Here is a 14,889-nt window from a genome sequence, read left to right on the forward strand (position 1 = left end):
CGCGCCTGTGCGTGCAGTCGGCTTACGGCCCGGGCCTCTGGGCGATCACCGAGATCTTCGGCAACCTGCGCCAGTCGGCCGCCAACCGCAACAACGACAAGGCCATCGAGCAGATGGTGTGGGCCGAGATGGCCGCCGCCTACAGCTTCAACAGCGCGGGCCTCGGCATCGTTCACAGCATGGCTCACGCCATGGGCGGTCTCTATGACTCCCCCCACGGCCTGTGCAACGCCATCGCCCTGGTCGACGTGTGCCGCCTCAACCTGCCCGCCTGCCCCGAGCGCTTCGCCATGATGGCCCGCGCCGCCGGCATCGACACCAACGGCATGAGCGACATCAAGGCCGGTGAGAAATTCATCGACATGATCCAGGAGCTCAAGGACGATCTGGGCATCACCACCAAGTTCGGCGATCTCGGCCTCAAGGAAAAAGACCTCGACGGTCTGGCCAAATTCGCCGCCGCGGACATCTGCTCCGAGGGCAACCCCATCGACATCGGCTTCGACAACATGCGCGCCGTTTTCAAAGGCTGCATGTAAATTGCATAAGCCACAAGCAGACCGGTAGCATGAATGCCGCTGGACCGGGAGATCCGCTTTCTCCCGGCCCAGCGGCGCTCTTATTTTTCTTCCTTGAACCGAGGCATTGACGATGACTGAACGAGAGGTAAAGGACGCGCTGCGCAAGGGTGGCTACATCGCCGATGAAGCCATCGCCACCGCCGTTTTCCTCGCCATGCGCATGGAAAAGCCGATCCTCATCGAGGGGCCGCCCGGCGTCGGCAAGACGGGCTTGGCGAAAACCCTTTCCCGGGTTCTGGATTTTCCCCTGGTGCGCCTGCAATGCTACGAGGGGATCGACGAGGGCAAGGCGCTCTACGATTGGGAATACGGCAAGCAGCTGCTCTACACCCAGATGCTGCGCACCCAGCTCGACAACCGCCTGGCCGAAGCCACCGATCTGCGCGACGCCATCGAACAGCTCGCCGCCGAGGAAAGCCTGTTCTTCTCCCGCAACTTCCTGGTGCAGCGGCCGGTGCTGCGCAGCTTTCTCTCGGAGAAGCGCTCCGTGCTGCTCATCGATGAAATCGACCGCTCGGACGATGAATTCGAGGCCCTGCTCCTTGAGTGCCTGAGCGACTTCCAGGTGTCCATCCCGGAACTCGGCGTGATCGAAGCCCGGCAAAAACCCCTGGCGATTCTGACCAGCAACGGCACACGCATGATTTCCGACGCCTTGCGGCGCCGCTGTCTCTACCTCTACATCGACTATCCCGAACTGGAGCGCGAGGTGCAGATCGTGCGCGCGCGCTTCCCCGAGATCTGCGACGAACTGGCGCGGCAGATGGTGGGCTTTCTGCGCAAGGCGCGCGACCTCAATCTGCGCAAGCCGCCCAGCGTCTCGGAAACCCTCGACTGGGCGGAGGTGCTCTCCATCCTGCAGGTGACCAGGCTGACGCCGGACGTGGTCGCCAACACCGTCGGCGTCATTTCCAAGCATCAGGCCGATCTGCGGAAAGTCGCCGAACTGGCGGTGGCGGAACTGGGCTGAGCATGGAGACCATCATCGCCCGCTTCGTCGCCGAGTTGCGCCGCGAGGGCCTGCGGGTTTCGCCGGGCGAAAGTCTCGACGCGGTGTGCGCCCTCGGCCACGGTGGGCTTGAGGGGCGCGGCTCGGTGCGTAGCCTGCTGCGCCTGACCCTGGTGAAAAGCATTCATGACTTGCCGCTCTTCGACCGCGTGTTCGAGCGCTTCTTCAGCAGCGGTCCCGACGGCGCGGGCGTCGACCCCGCCGATCTGCTTCAGGAAGCGCTTTTGAGCATGGAAGGCGAGGAACTGCTCGGCACCCCGCCCGAGATGGTCAACGAAAACATGACCCTGGCGGGCGTCGACGCGGGCCTGAGCCCCGAGGATCTCAAGGATCTCTTCGGCCTCAAGGAAATCAGCCTCGATCAGCTCGACGGTTCGGAAATGGAGATCCGCCTCAAGGATTTCAAGGGCGCCATGCAGGCGCCGCGGCCCTCCATGCGCATGCCGCAGAACCCCGTCACCATGGCCTTCAAGCATCCCGAGGGGCAAAAGCGCCCGCTGACCTTCTCCCCCGAGGAACTCGAGGCGATGCAGGACGCCGTCTCGCGCATGCTGCTGCGGCTCAAGAAAGACATCCGGCGCGTGCAGAACATGGAGAACCGCGGCCGGATCCATGTGATCCGCACCATCCAGAAAAACTACCGCCACGGCATGGTGCCCTTTCACCTGGTGCTGCGCCGCCGGCGCAAGCAGAAGCCGCGGCTGGTGGTGCTGTGCGACGTGAGCTTTTCGGTGAGCCACGCCTCCCAGTTCATGCTGCTGCTGCTGCACACCCTGCACAATCGCCTCATGGAGGTGCGCAGCTTCGTCTTCAACGCGGAACTCGCCGAAGTCACCGATATGCTGGCCAACGCCCCCATCAACGCCATGATGGAGGCCATCGACGGCGGCCAGATCGTCAACCTCGACGACAACAGCGATTACGGCAAGGTGTTCGCGACCTTCAAGGACAAATTTCTCGAAAACCTGCGCGGCCGCCCGGCGGTGATTTTCCTCGGCGATGCGCGCAACAATTACAACAAGCCCAATGACCACGTGCTTGAACTGTTGCGCGAAAAGGCCAGCTACATGATGTGGCTCACGCCCGAGGACCGCGACCTGTGGAAGCGCGGCGACTGCATCATCGACACCTACGGCGCCTACTGCGACCGCGTCGAGGTGGTCAAGAACGTCGCGGAACTCAACCAGGTGGTCGAGGATCTGCTGCGCAACATCTATCTGGAAGACGAGCACCGCGCCATGCGTACCATCAAAAAGGTCGAGGATGAAGAGGCCTACGACTACCGCACCTACTACACGCGCGGCGGCGGCGCGGCGACCCCGCGCCTGGATCCGGAGGGGCGCAGCCACTGGTGATGACGGGTGTGAATATCCATGAAGAGGAGGAAGTGATGCGCTGCGACAGTAAGGACCACTCCAAACACATGTGCGCTCTCAAGGCCCAGGGAATGGACGACTGCATCAAGGAGCTCTCCGACAAGCCTATTGTTGAGTGCAAGTATTGCGGCGCCAAGGCCAACAGCTTCAAAAACATCTGCGCCGCCCACCTCGCGGATACGGCGCCCAGCGTGGAAGGCGGGCATGGTTCCGTGAGCCTCGAGGACGTCGGCAAGCCCCATGCGGGAGAAAAGAAGCCGGACGGGCCCGGGCGCGACATTGAAACGAAAGAGGTCGGCAAGGACGGTTTCTGCGGAGGATATTGACCCGCTTGATCGCCAAACTCTTCTGCAACGGTGTGCGCTTTCGTCAACTGCGACGCGGCGGCAAACCCTACCGGCTCCAATCCCTGAGCCTGGAAGTGACCCACCGCTGCATCTGCCGCTGCGACATGTGCAACATCTGGAAAATCCCCGCCGAGGTTGCCGACCTGGAACTCGCCGACTGGCTCGCCGTGTTGCGCTCGCCGGCGCTGCGGCATCTGCGCGAACTCGACATCACCGGCGGCGAACCCTTTTTGCGCGCCGACCTGGGGGAACTGCTCCAGCGGATCGTCGCGTTCAAACCCGAGCACTTTCCCGCCCTGCGCACCCTGTCGATCACCACCAACGCTCTGCTCAGCGAGCGCATTCTCGCCATCGTCAGGGAGTGCATCGGCCCTTTGCGCGCCTGCGGCGTCGACCTGGTCCTGGCATGCGGGGTGGATGCGGCGGGCAAGCTCCATGACCGCATCCGCAATGTCCCCGGAGCCTGGGAGCGCGTTCAGCCAACCCTGTCCGGGCTACAGGAGATCAGGGCAGAGCACGCCAACCTGATTCTCGGCATCAAAACCACCATCATCCCCCGCAATGTCCACGAACTGCCGGGCATTGCCAACTTCGCCGCGAAACACGACCTGTTCACCATCATCTCGCCTTGCATCCTGACGGCGAACCGCTTTGCCAATCTGGACAAGGCCAATGAATTGCACTTCGACCCCATTCATGTCAGAAAGATGATCGAGTTTTATGAAAGCAGCCCCTTCGCCTGGAGCGGCCATTGCGAGGCGCTGCTCGGCTACCTGAAAACCGGAACAATGCGCAAGCCCTGTTCGGCCGGCTACAACACCCTGTTCGTGCGGCATAATGGCGAGGTCTTTGGCTGTCCCGTGCTGGCGAATTCCGTGGGCGATGTCCGAACCCAGCCGCTGGATCGTCTCTTCCGCGGCGAGGCGGCCAACCAGTTTCGCAAACAGGTCGGGGCCTTCCCCGAATGCGCCCAGTGCACCGAGCCGGGCATGGAGCGCATCGCCTGGCCCCTCGACGGCTTTGCCCTGCTGGGTTTTTGGGCCGAGCGGGGCCGCGGGGATTTTGACCGTCTGGTCCGCCACATGGGGCTGGACAAGTACCTGTAGCGGCGCCGACCACCCCCTGTCCCCACCGATTGCCAAAGGAGCCCTGCCATGAGCCGTATCCTGCTTTCCACCAGTCGCTACATCCAAGGCGCGGGAGCCATCGACGACATCGGCAAGCATGCCGTCCTGCTCGGGGATAACGCCCTGGTCATCGGTGGGCGGACCGCGCTGAACATCTGCGGTGCCGCCATAACGGCCAGTCTCGCGGCCCAGGGGATCGCCTGCGGGCAGGAACTCTTCGGCGGCGTTTCTTCGCGCAAGGAAATCAACCGGCTGGCGGAGCGGGCCCATGACCAGGGCGCCAACCTCATCATCGCCCTGGGCGGCGGGGCCTCCATCGATGCCGGCAAGGCGGTCTCTCACGAAATGAACCTGCCGGTCATCGTCGTCCCCACCACCGCCGCGACCGATGCGCCCTGTTCCGCCCTGTCCGTGGTGTACCGCGAGGACGGCGTGTTCGAAAACTACCTCTACCTGCGCCGAAACCCCGACTGCGTCCTGGTGGATACGGCCGTCATCGCCGACTCGCCGGCCAAATTCCTGGTTGCCGGGATGGGAGATGCCGTTGCCGGAGTCTGGGAATCGGGCACCTGCGCGCGCAGCGGCAAAGCCAACGCCTTCTGCGGCGGCCAGACGCCCACCCTGGCCGTGCTGGCGCTGTCGCGGCTCTGCTATGAAACCCTGCTGGAATCAGGGCTGCAAGCGAAACTGGCGGTGGAAAAAAACCTGGTGACGCCGGCCGTGGAAGCCATCGTTGAAGCCAACACCCTGCTCAGCGGCCTGAGTTCGGAAAACGGCGGGCATGCCGCGGCACACTCCATTCATAACGGCCTGACCACCCTGCCAGCCACGCGCGACAAACTCCACGGCGAGAAGGTGGCTTTCGGCGTGCTGGCCCAATTGGTTCTCGAAGGCCGCCCCCTCCGGGATATCCGCGAGGTACAGGCTTTCTGCGCCGGCGTCGGCCTGCCCATCTGTCTCGCCGAGCTCAACCTGCCCGACCCCTCCAGGGAAGACATCCGGCAGGTGGCGGAAACCGCGGTCGCCGAGGGAGAAACCATTCATGCCACCTGGTTTCCCGTGACGGCGGCCATGGTCGAAGCGGCCATCTGGAGCGCCGATGCCCTGGGCAGGGATTACCGGAAAAACCAGCCTGGATGAAAAACGGACAAAGGGACCGCCCATGAACCATCAGCAGACACAGCCCCTGGAACCCCTCGGACACCAGGCGGACATCGACGCCCTGCGCCGCCGCGTCGCGGACCTCGAGGCGCAGCGCGACAGCTACGCCCAGCTTTTCGCCCAGGCCCCGGTGGGGTATTTCATCCTCAATCGGGAGGGACGTATCCGCACGGCGAACCTCATGGGCGCGGCCATGGTGGGCGAGACGCCCGAGGCCCTGCGCGGCCGCAATTTCACGCATTTCGTCGCCGAAGAGGCCGGCATGGCGTTCGCCGAACTGCTGCGCCGGGTGTTCGCGACCCCCCTCAAGCAAACCTGCCGGCTGCGTCTCGCCCGGTCGCGTCCCAAGCGGCTGCATGTCCGTATCGAAGCCCTGGCCGACGAAAACAACGACGAATGCTTCGCGGCACTCATCGACATCAGCGAAAAACAACGGGCCGAGCAAGCCCTGGCCGAGAGCGAATACAACCTGGCCAAGGCCCAGGCCATGACCCATGTGGGTTCCTGGAGCTTCGACCCCGCCACCGGGGAAGTGCGGGCCTCGACCGAGCTGTTGCGCATTTTACGGCTGCGCCCGGAGGAAACGACCCAGGAGGCCTTCGCCCGGGTGGTGCATCCGGCGGACTACGACAATGTCATGGCGCACCTGCGCATGGGTGTCGAACAGGGCAAAACCTATGAAATCGAGCACCGCCTGCAGTTTGAGGACGGCACCCTGCGCTGGGTCTACTCCATTGTCGAACCCTCCCTCAACATTGCCGGCCAGGTGATCAAGCTCTACGGCACCACCCAGGACATCACCCAGCGCAAGCAGGCCGAGGTCGACCTGCGCAACAAGACCAACGAACTGCAGACCATCTTCGATTCCATCGGCGACGGCATCACGGTCTACGATCAGGACGGGCGGGTGCAGCACCACAATGCCATCAGCCCCCTGCTGTTCCCCCGCGAAACCCTGCAAGGCAAGCCCTGCCGCGAGATCTTTCACCCCGAGGACGACGCGGCGCCCGAAAGCTGCCCCGTGGAACGCGCCCTGCGAGGCGAGCGGGTCGACACCTCCCTGGTCCTGACGGGCGAAGGTCGGCAACCGCGCTATCTGGATATTTCCGCGACTCCCATCCGCGACGCCCAGGGCCTGAAAAACCGCGCCCTGGTGTTTTTCCGCGATGTCTCGGAGAAACGTATGCAGGAGATGCATCTCATTCAGACGGAAAAAATGTCGAGCATCGGCGTGCTGGCCACGGGCATCGCCCACGAAATCAACAATCCCCTGACCTCCGTGGCCGGCTGCGCCGAAGCGCTGCTGCGCCGCTTCCGCGACGAGCCCGAACTCAGGCAGGATGTCCGTCTCGATGTCTTTCCGCATTATCTGGAGGTCATCGTGCGCGAATCCTATCGCTGCAAGGACATCATCGACCACCTGTTGAGCTTCAGCCGCCGCTCCGACGGCAACGCCGTCAAGGTCGACATCAACCTGGTGCTGCTGGAGATTCTCGAACTGCTGCGTTACCAATCGAACTTCCGCAAGATCCGCATCCTCACCGACCTCCAGACCGATCTGCCGCGCGTCAGCGGCGATCCGTCGGGATTGCGCCAGGTGTTCATGAATCTGCTGGTCAATGCCTGCCAGGCCATTGAGGAGCATGGACTGGTGGACGTCCGCACCGAGAAAGCCGATGAAGACCAGATCCGCGTGGTGATCCGCGACACGGGCTGCGGCGTGGCGCAGCCGATGCTCGATCGCATCTGGGAACCCTTTTTCACCACCAAGGAGGTCGGCCAGGGGGTCGGCCTGGGGCTGGCCCTGACCTACAACATCGTCAAGCGCCACGGGGGAGAAATCCAACTGGAGAGTCGGGTCGGCGAAGGCTCGCGGTTCACGGTGCTGCTGCCTGCCTGGCGGGGAGAAACGCGATGAGCGTGGAATACATGGGCGAGAAGGTATTTTTTGAGGAAACCAAAGCCGCCGGGCAGGTGTGGATATTGCGCGGCGCGCACAAAAACATCCATGCCGTGGAGACCGATGACGGCTACTCCCTGCCGGTCTGGTCCAGCCGGGAAAAAGCCCTGGCATTCCTGAAAAACGCACGGTTGATCGGGCAAAAATACGAACCCGAAGCCGTGCCCCTGGAGGTTTTCACCCAGGCCTGGCTCTCGGACCAACGCATGGCCATCGCCGAACTGCAACTCAATCCCGACGGCAAGACAAGCCGGGTGCTGGTCGTCACCCGCGAGGAGTTCCTGGGCGGACAGACCTGAAATCCTTCGGTCATCTTATGCGGGGTCCCTGCGGCTTGTCTCCTTCGCATCCGTCGAGGCTTGGCCGAAGCCCTTTTCGGTGAACATCCCGCCGGTGAGGACAAAACCCATGGCGCGATGGGGCGTGATGTCGATGGGCATAACCGCGTGGCGCGGCACGATCACCGTGTAGCCGCCGATCTGGTAGCTCAGCGGAAGATAGACGGCGACTTCCTCGCTGTGACCAATCCCTTCAGGAAGCCCTTCGAAGTCGCTGCGCGTGACGAAGCCCAGAAGTCGCATCGGCGTCCCGCCGACGGTCAACTCCACCGCCACCACTTGGTTGAATTCTCTTTCCTTCCTGGCAGCGAAGAAGCTGATGAAGTCCTTGACGGAGCCGTATAAAGTCTTGATGAGCGGAATCCGGTTGAGCGCCGCTTCGGCGAGACCGAGAATTTTCTGCATGAGAAAAGCGTTGAGCATCAGGCCGAAAAAAAACGTCGCCGCCACCCCCGCCAGCAAACCCATGCCCGGGATGTACCATCCCTCCGGAAGCAAAATCCTAAAAAAAGCACCAAGAAATGTTTCCGCCGACCAGACCAGCCAATAGAGAATGTACAGCGTCAGCAGAGCCGGCAACATGGCCATCAATCCTCGCACCATGATCTTGCCGAAGCTTTTCAGGGTCATCTCCATGCGCCACCTCGTTGCGGCAATAATTTGCTATGCTTTTTCCAGACTCGGTTTCAAAGTTTAACGTCGCGACATACATCGGTCAAAAAACCAACCCTTCGACCTGGGAGGCACGCATGGGCATGCTGTCGTGGATCATCATGGGACTGATCGTGGGCGCGTTGGCCAAGTTTCTCATGCCCGGCAGGGATCCGGGCGGACTGATCATCACCATCCTGCTCGGCATCGCCGGGGCCTTCGTCGGCGGTTTTCTCGCCTCGGCCCTGGGTCTGGGCACCGTAACAGGGTTCAACCTGGGCAGCATCCTCATCGCGACGGGCGGCGCGATTCTGCTGCTGTTCTTTTATCGGCGGTTCAAGCGATAAACATCTTGTCCTCTCCCGTTGACACAGAGGGGCAACCCAGGAGTGGCCATGATCATTCGTTGGTTCATTTTGCTCGGCGTTCTCGCCGCGCTGGCGGGCTGTAGTTCGGCCTATTACGGCGCCATGGAAAAGATGGGCATCCACAAGCGCGACATTCTGGTGGATCGCGTCAAGGCCGCGCGCGACAGCCAGCAGGAAGCCAAGGAGCAGTTCCTGACGGCCATGGAGCAGTACAAGAGCGTCGTCAATTTCGAGGGCGGGGATCTGGAAAAGGCCTACAACCGCTTCAATGCCACCTTGCAGAAGAGCGAGGCCAAGGCGACGGAGGTGCGTAACCGCATCCGGGCCGTCGAGGATGTGTCCGCCGCCCTGTTCAAGGAATGGCGCGCGGAAATCAAGCAGTATTCAAGCGAGGAGCTGCGCCGGTCGAGCCAGCGCCAATACGACGCCACCCAGGGACGATACCGGGAACTCATGGCCGCCATGAAACAGGCCGAGGCCAAGCTGGAGCCCGCGCTGGTGCCCCTGCGCGACCAGGTGCTGTTCATTAAGCACAACCTCAATGCCCGGGCCATTGCCGGTTTGAAAAACGAGGTGGTGGTCGTCCAGGCCAACGTCGACAGCCTGGTGCGCACCATAGAGAGCTCCGTCGCCCAGGCCGACGCCTTCATTGCCGGCCTGCAGGCGGAGTGAAATTCGAAAAACTGTTCAGATTTTTGGAAAATAACGGACGTCGGGCAGCCCAGAGAAATGTTCGTCCTGAGTCCAGATAAGGGCCTGATGTTGCCTGGCGGTGGCCAGAATGATGCTGTCCGCCAAAGGCAACCGAAGTTCAAGACCCAACCTGGCCCCTTCCAGGGCCAGCGCGGGACCGAGTTCGACAACCCGGCCTTGCTGCATCAACGCCATGGCTTTCAGGGCCAAATCCTCGCCCCGTTGCCGGCAGACCACCCTGAATACCTCATAGAGGGTGATCACCGGCACGATCAGCGAAGACAGGTCGTGCAGCGGAGCGGAAAAATTTTCCGCATTGGGTCCGTCGGCCAGATATTCCAGCCACGCGGAGGAGTCGACGACATTCATAGCCGATCATTGTCCCGCTCAACGGTGGTGTCGATCCCGCGCAACATGCCGCGCATGGATCGGATATCCTGCTCGGGGATCAACTCGATGCGATCGCCATAGACCACAACCTGCATTTTCTGCCCCGGAACCAGCCCCAACTTATCGCGCACCGCCCGCGGGATGACGACCTGAAATTTGGGTGAGATCTTAACGGCGTCCACAAAACCCCCTTGATCGATAATCATTTCGTAATACCGTAGGTCCATCAACCAAGGATGTCAAGCAAGGGCAAGGCCGCGAAACAAACAAAGCCGCTCGACACAACCGAGGCCGACTTATTTCTTGACCCGAAAACCGGATTTCTCCAGAGCCGCCTCAAGATCCGTAACAGGCTTGAGCGGCAGCTCTTTCTTCTTTCTTTCCCCCGTCTCCAGCGGTTTGGCATCCGCTGCGCCCCTGGTCTCCGCCTTGACCTCGCCTTTGCGCATGGTCAGGGAAATGCGCTTGCGCTTGGCGTCGACCTCCAGCACCCGCACCTGAACCTGCTGGCCGACCCTGACCACCTCGTTGGGATCCTTGACGAAGCGATCGGCCAACTGGCTGACATGCACCAGCCCGTCCTGATGGACGCCGATATCGACGAAGGCGCCAAAGGCGGCGACATTGGTGACGATGCCGTTGAGGCTCATGCCCACCTTGAGATCGCCGATCTCCATGACGTCCTCGCGAAACCCGGCGGCGACGAAGCTCGCGCGGGGGTCGCGCCCCGGCTTTTTCAACTCGGCCAGAATGTCGCGCAGGGTCGGCAGACCCACATCCTCGGCCACATAGCGCTTGAGGTCGATTTGGTCGAGCAGCCCCGGCTGGGCGATGAGCGCCGCGACATTCACGCCGGCGTCCCGGGCCATGCGCTCCACCAGGGCGTAGCGTTCGGGATGCACGGCGGTATTGTCGAGGGGCTGGGCGCCGCCGCGGATGCGCAGAAACCCGGCGGCCTGTTCGAAGGCTTTCTTGCCGAAGCGCGGCACCTTGAGCAGCTGCTTGCGCTCGCTGAAGGCGCCCTGCGTGTCGCGATACTCAACGATGGCCTTGGCCAGGGCGGGGCCGATGCCCGAGACAAAGCCGAGCAGCGCCCAGCTGGCGGTGTTGAGGTCGACGCCGACGTAGTTGACGCAGGATTCCACCACCTGATCCAGGGCTTTTTTCAGGGCGACCTGGCCGACGTCGTGCTGATACTGGCCGACGCCGATGCTCTTGGGATCGACCTTGACCAGCTCGGCCAGGGGATCCTGCAGGCGCCGGGCGATGGAAATGGCGCCGCGAACGGTAAGATCCAGGTCGGGAAATTCCTCGCGGGCGATGTCGGAGGCCGAATAGACGCTGGCGCCCGCCTCGCTCACCATCACCACCGGCAATTTCAGGCCGCGTTCCTTGAGGCAGGCGCGCGCGAACTGCTCCATCTCCCGGCCGGCGGTGCCGTTGCCGATGGCCAGCATCTCGATGCGGTGCTGCTCCACCAGGCGCAGCAGTTCCTGCTTGGCCGTATCCACCCGCCCGCCGCCGGTGTGGGGATAGATGGTTTGGTGTTCGAGAAAGCGCCCGGTTTCATCCACCGCCGCCAGCTTGGAGCCGGTGCGCAGCCCGGGGTCGACGCCCAGCACCCGACGGCTGCCCGCGGGCGCGGCGAGCAGCAGGTGACGCAGGTTTTCGGCGAAGATGCGAATCGCCTCCTCATCGGCCTGGTCCTTGGCCTGGCGCCGCAGTTCCACCTCGATGGATGGCGCGATGAGACGGCCGTAGGCATCGGCGATGACTTCCTGCAGCCAATCCCGGCAGGGGCTGGCCTTGGGCAGCAGCAGTTGCGCGAGGCGACCGAGAATCTCCGCCTCGGGCGCTTCGATTGCCAGGCGCAGGATCTCTTCCTTCTCGCCGCGCAACATGGCCAGCAAACGATGCGAGGGAAGGCTTTTCAGTGCCTCGCCGAAGGCGTAGTACATCTCATACTTGCTGACCGCCCCCTCCTTGCCGCGCTGCGGCTGGGAACGAAGCACGCCCTGCTCCCAGGTCAGCCGGCGCACCAGGGCGCGCGCCTCGGCGGACTCGGCGAAGCGCTCGGCAAGAATAAATCCCGCGCCCGCCAGGGCGGCCGCCTGGTCGGCGACGCCCTGCTCCGGGTCGACATAGGCCGCCGCCAACCGACTGAGATCAATCCCCGCGCCCAGGGCCTGAAAAATCGCGTCGGCCAACGGCTCCAGGCCCTGCTCCCGGGCGATGGTCGCCTTGGTGCGGCGCTTGGGCTTGAAGGGCAGATAAAGATCCTCCAGCTCGGTCTTCTGCCGACAGGCGAGGAGGCGTGCCTGCAACTCGGCGGTGAGCTTGCCCTGCTCGTCGATGGACTTGAGCACCGCGCGGCGCCGCTCGTCGAGCTCCTTGAAATAGCCCAGGCGCTCCTCGACGAGGCGGATCTGCACCTCGTCCAGTTCGCCCGTGGCCTCCTTGCGGTAGCGGGCGATGAAGGGCACCGTGGCCCCGCCTTCAAGCAGGGCGACGGTCGCTCCGATCTGCGCAGGCCGCAGGCCGGTGTCCTGGTGGAGCAGGGAAATGAAATCAGTTGCCGAGGGTTGATTCATGAAACTCCTTGCCATGCCTCTTGGATGAACAATCGGGGTATCAGATGCCGGTTGCGCTCAGCGCCATGCCGAGCAGACCCGCCAGGATCAGAACCCAGGCGAGGAGGCGGCACAGCCGACCGCGAAAATAAACCGGCGCGGTGAAGATAACGCAAAAGACCGGGACGATGAAAACATAAAGGGCCACGGACTTAAGTTCCTGCCCCAGGGGCAAGCCCTGCGCGGCCCCGCGAATCAGGGCGATCAGGCCGTAACCAGCGAGAAAGGCAGTCATGACACTGGCGAACTGGCGCACGCGCAGTACCGCCTGATCACAGGCGCCGAGCAGAAAATCACGCGGCAGCAAGGAAGACAGGCCGATGAAGACCAGGGCGGCAAAGAGAAAGACGCCGAGCACCGCCGAGGAGACCAAGCCGGCAAACAACTGCTGCGGCAGGGAAGCCGCGTATTCAAACCCACCGGGCCAAAGCCCGCGCAGCACGCCGACGATGATGCCGCAGATTCCGAAAAAAGCCCAATCCTGGCGCAGGCAGGCCCAAAAGGCCAAAACCGAGTCCTTGCCCGCGGGAACCACTTCCTGCCCGGCCGGCGCGCAACTCGCCAGCTGCTGTTTGATCCAATCGCCAAAGCTCATGAAATTTCATCCTCCTTGTGTGAGCGAGGCGATCCAGCCATCGGCCGGGCCGCCCAAAATTTTTTCCAACTTTGGAAAGCATAGCGGGGATACACTAAAGGACAACTGCCGGGGGATTGGTTGAACAGACGATGAATTATCCCCGGGGAAAGGGACGCGATGGCAACCGACTACCGAGACAAGACCAGACACCAATTGGAACGCCTGGCGTGGCTGTTGGACAATTCCATCCCGATTCCCGGGCTCAAGGCCCGCATCGGCCTCGATCCCCTGCTCGGCCTCTTCCCGGGGATCGGCGACACTCTGGGCGCGCTGCTGTCGAGCTACATCCTGGCCGCGGCCTCCCGCCTGGGCGCCCCCAAGTCGGTGCTGCTGAAGATGGCCTTCAACATCGCGGTGGATGCTCTGGGCGGCGCCTTTCCGGTGCTGGGGGATGTCTTTGACCTGGCCTGGAAGGCCAATCATCGCAACGTGAAACTCCTCGGCGAATACTTTGACCAACCGCGCAAGACGGTGGTCGCCAGCCGCCTGTTCGCATGGACCCTCGGCGCCGCGCTGGTGGGGTTCGTGCTGCTCGTCGGCGTGCTTGGCTTTTTGCTGGTGCGAGCGTTGTGGCTCGCAGCGAGTGGCGGGTGAGCGGCACCCCTCTTGTTTTCCTTTCTGATCTGCTATGGCGACTGGCAAAAGAAAATGGATTGAATGCCGGCCGTTTTTTGGGACATCTGACCTGTCAACGGCCCCCTCGCCCCCTCTCCGAGAAAAACCGCGCCGCGATCTCGGTGTGCATGGAAAAGCCCAGTTCCATGGGCCGTTCGATGAGAACGACTTCCTGGGTCTCCTCCGAGGAAAAGGGCTTGAAGCAGTCGCGGGGACGCGGGGCGGCGAGTCCGAAGACCACCAGGGTGCCGTCGAGGCCGTTCATCACGTCGTAGAGGCGCAGCTCATCACTGGAGACTGCGATGCCGGTCTCCTCGAAGGCCTCGCGGCCGGCGGCCTGCTGCCAGGTTTCGCCGTAATCGATGTAGCCCCCGGGCAGGGTGAGCGTACCCTTGCGCGGCTCGGTGTTGCGACGGATCACCACCAGCCCGGCGCCGACGGGCAGCAGCACCACCGCCACCGGCAAGGGATTGAGATAGCTGGCATGGCCGCAGGCCCGGCACAGGCGCGGCCAGGGTTGGTGGGCGGCAAAGGGGCTGCCGCACCAGGAGCAATGGGAATGACGTTCCGCCATGGGGTTTCCTTTCCGCGATGGACAGATATTTCCGGGATAAACCAAACGCCGGTTTAGAATAGTGTAGACAATCGCCATGGTGTGGAGAATCACCACACCGCTTTCCTTCCAGCCTCTTCTCTGCCCCTCCTTCGCTGCCCTTTTTCTCCACAGTCTTTCAGAAACTCCGGCCCACGATCCCCTCAGTGCGACTCTAAGTACAACATATACCATCGTTTTATTCATTGGCATCTGCGTTGCAATAACCGTGGCAACACAGGCGATGCATTGCGCATTGATCCACAAACCGCAGCAAAGGAGAGAAACAATGGACGTTGAACAGATCAATACCGAGGCATGCACGGAAGAACCGGAGATCCTTGAGGAGATCCAGGTCGAGGAACTCGCCATCGACGGCATCTGCGGAGTCTACTGAGATGGCGGCGGCAGGCA

At 62.7% G+C, this 14,889-nt stretch carries 17 protein-coding genes and 1 pseudogene; 12 read left to right on the forward strand and 6 right to left on the reverse strand.

Going from position 1 to position 14,889, the window contains the following annotated elements; all coding sequences use genetic code 11:
• From QAT43_RS09790 to QAT43_RS09825, 8 genes and pseudogenes are all read left to right on the forward strand, one after another.
• Positions 1–539: pseudogene (locus tag QAT43_RS09790) on the forward strand (iron-containing alcohol dehydrogenase); the annotation flags it as partial.
• Between the two features lie 112 nt (positions 540–651).
• Positions 652–1,551 (forward strand): AAA family ATPase, encoded by a 900-nt coding sequence (locus tag QAT43_RS09795; RefSeq protein ID WP_305042884.1) that lies wholly within the window; start codon positions 652–654, stop codon positions 1,549–1,551.
• Between the two features lie 2 nt (positions 1,552–1,553).
• Positions 1,554–2,945 (forward strand): VWA domain-containing protein, encoded by a 1,392-nt coding sequence (locus QAT43_RS09800; protein ID WP_305042885.1) that lies wholly within the window; start codon positions 1,554–1,556, stop codon positions 2,943–2,945.
• A gap of 35 nt (positions 2,946–2,980) precedes the next feature.
• Entirely contained in the window at positions 2,981–3,292 is a 312-nt protein-coding gene (locus tag QAT43_RS09805) for a hypothetical protein (protein ID WP_305042886.1), read from the forward strand.
• 5 nt (positions 3,293–3,297) lie between these two features.
• On the forward strand, positions 3,298–4,419 hold the full coding sequence (locus QAT43_RS09810; RefSeq protein WP_305042887.1) for a radical SAM protein: 1,122 nt from the start codon (positions 3,298–3,300) through the stop codon (positions 4,417–4,419).
• A gap of 48 nt (positions 4,420–4,467) precedes the next feature.
• A complete protein-coding gene (locus QAT43_RS09815) occupies positions 4,468–5,580 on the forward strand; it encodes a glycerol dehydrogenase (RefSeq protein WP_305042888.1) in 1,113 nt (370 codons plus the stop codon).
• A 22-nt stretch (positions 5,581–5,602) separates the two neighbouring features.
• Positions 5,603–7,519, forward strand: coding sequence for a PAS domain-containing protein (locus tag QAT43_RS09820; protein ID WP_305042889.1), 1,917 nt, complete (start codon positions 5,603–5,605; stop codon positions 7,517–7,519).
• Positions 7,516–7,860, forward strand: a complete 345-nt coding sequence (locus QAT43_RS09825) for a DUF2750 domain-containing protein (RefSeq protein ID WP_305042890.1) — start codon at positions 7,516–7,518, stop codon at positions 7,858–7,860. Before QAT43_RS09820 ends, QAT43_RS09825 begins: the two co-directional genes overlap by 4 nt.
• A gap of 15 nt (positions 7,861–7,875) precedes the next feature.
• Here the strand turns inward: QAT43_RS09825 and QAT43_RS09830 are convergent, their stop codons facing one another.
• Positions 7,876–8,535: a DUF502 domain-containing protein gene (locus QAT43_RS09830; RefSeq protein WP_305042891.1), complete on the reverse strand. Its 660-nt coding sequence runs from the start codon at positions 8,533–8,535 to the stop codon at positions 7,876–7,878.
• A 113-nt stretch (positions 8,536–8,648) separates the two neighbouring features.
• Here QAT43_RS09830 and QAT43_RS09835 point away from each other — a divergent pair, with 113 nt between their 5' ends.
• Positions 8,649–8,897, forward strand: a complete 249-nt coding sequence (locus QAT43_RS09835; protein WP_305042892.1) for a GlsB/YeaQ/YmgE family stress response membrane protein — start codon at positions 8,649–8,651, stop codon at positions 8,895–8,897.
• A 51-nt stretch (positions 8,898–8,948) separates the two neighbouring features.
• The gene (locus tag QAT43_RS09840) at positions 8,949–9,590 is read left to right on the forward strand and encodes a DUF2959 domain-containing protein (protein WP_442900238.1); all 642 of its coding nucleotides are present in this window, start codon (positions 8,949–8,951) and stop codon (positions 9,588–9,590) included.
• 15 nt (positions 9,591–9,605) lie between these two features.
• Here QAT43_RS09840 and QAT43_RS09845 read toward each other — a convergent pair whose 3' ends face one another.
• The 4 genes from QAT43_RS09845 to QAT43_RS09860 form a co-directional block, all read right to left on the reverse strand.
• Entirely contained in the window at positions 9,606–9,980 is a 375-nt protein-coding gene (locus QAT43_RS09845; RefSeq protein ID WP_305042894.1) for a type II toxin-antitoxin system VapC family toxin, read from the reverse strand.
• Positions 9,977–10,183 carry an AbrB/MazE/SpoVT family DNA-binding domain-containing protein gene (locus QAT43_RS09850; protein ID WP_305042895.1) on the reverse strand — a complete coding sequence of 69 codons (207 nt, stop codon included), beginning with the start codon at positions 10,181–10,183 and terminating at the stop codon, positions 9,977–9,979. Before QAT43_RS09850 ends, QAT43_RS09845 begins: the two co-directional genes overlap by 4 nt.
• Before the next feature lie 114 nt (positions 10,184–10,297).
• Positions 10,298–12,592, reverse strand: coding sequence for a Tex family protein (locus QAT43_RS09855; protein WP_305042896.1), 2,295 nt, complete (start codon positions 12,590–12,592; stop codon positions 10,298–10,300).
• A gap of 40 nt (positions 12,593–12,632) precedes the next feature.
• Positions 12,633–13,226, reverse strand: coding sequence for a hypothetical protein (locus QAT43_RS09860; protein ID WP_305042897.1), 594 nt, complete (start codon positions 13,224–13,226; stop codon positions 12,633–12,635).
• A 159-nt stretch (positions 13,227–13,385) separates the two neighbouring features.
• Between QAT43_RS09860 and QAT43_RS09865 the strand changes: the two genes are divergently transcribed.
• Positions 13,386–13,862 carry a DUF4112 domain-containing protein gene (locus QAT43_RS09865; RefSeq protein ID WP_305042898.1) on the forward strand — a complete coding sequence of 159 codons (477 nt, stop codon included), beginning with the start codon at positions 13,386–13,388 and terminating at the stop codon, positions 13,860–13,862.
• A gap of 94 nt (positions 13,863–13,956) precedes the next feature.
• Here the strand turns inward: QAT43_RS09865 and QAT43_RS09870 are convergent, their stop codons facing one another.
• The gene (locus tag QAT43_RS09870; protein WP_305042899.1) at positions 13,957–14,457 is read right to left on the reverse strand and encodes an NUDIX domain-containing protein; all 501 of its coding nucleotides are present in this window, start codon (positions 14,455–14,457) and stop codon (positions 13,957–13,959) included.
• Between the two features lie 307 nt (positions 14,458–14,764).
• Here QAT43_RS09870 and mftA point away from each other — a divergent pair, with 307 nt between their 5' ends.
• Entirely contained in the window at positions 14,765–14,872 is a 108-nt protein-coding gene (gene mftA / locus QAT43_RS09875) for a variant-type mycofactocin precursor (RefSeq protein ID WP_305042900.1), read from the forward strand.
• Positions 14,873–14,889 lie beyond the last annotated feature (17 nt).

Origin of the sequence: Geoalkalibacter sp., assembly GCF_030604225.1 — a bacterium.
In the GTDB taxonomy this organism is placed as follows: domain Bacteria; phylum Desulfobacterota; class Desulfuromonadia; order Desulfuromonadales; family Geoalkalibacteraceae; genus Geoalkalibacter.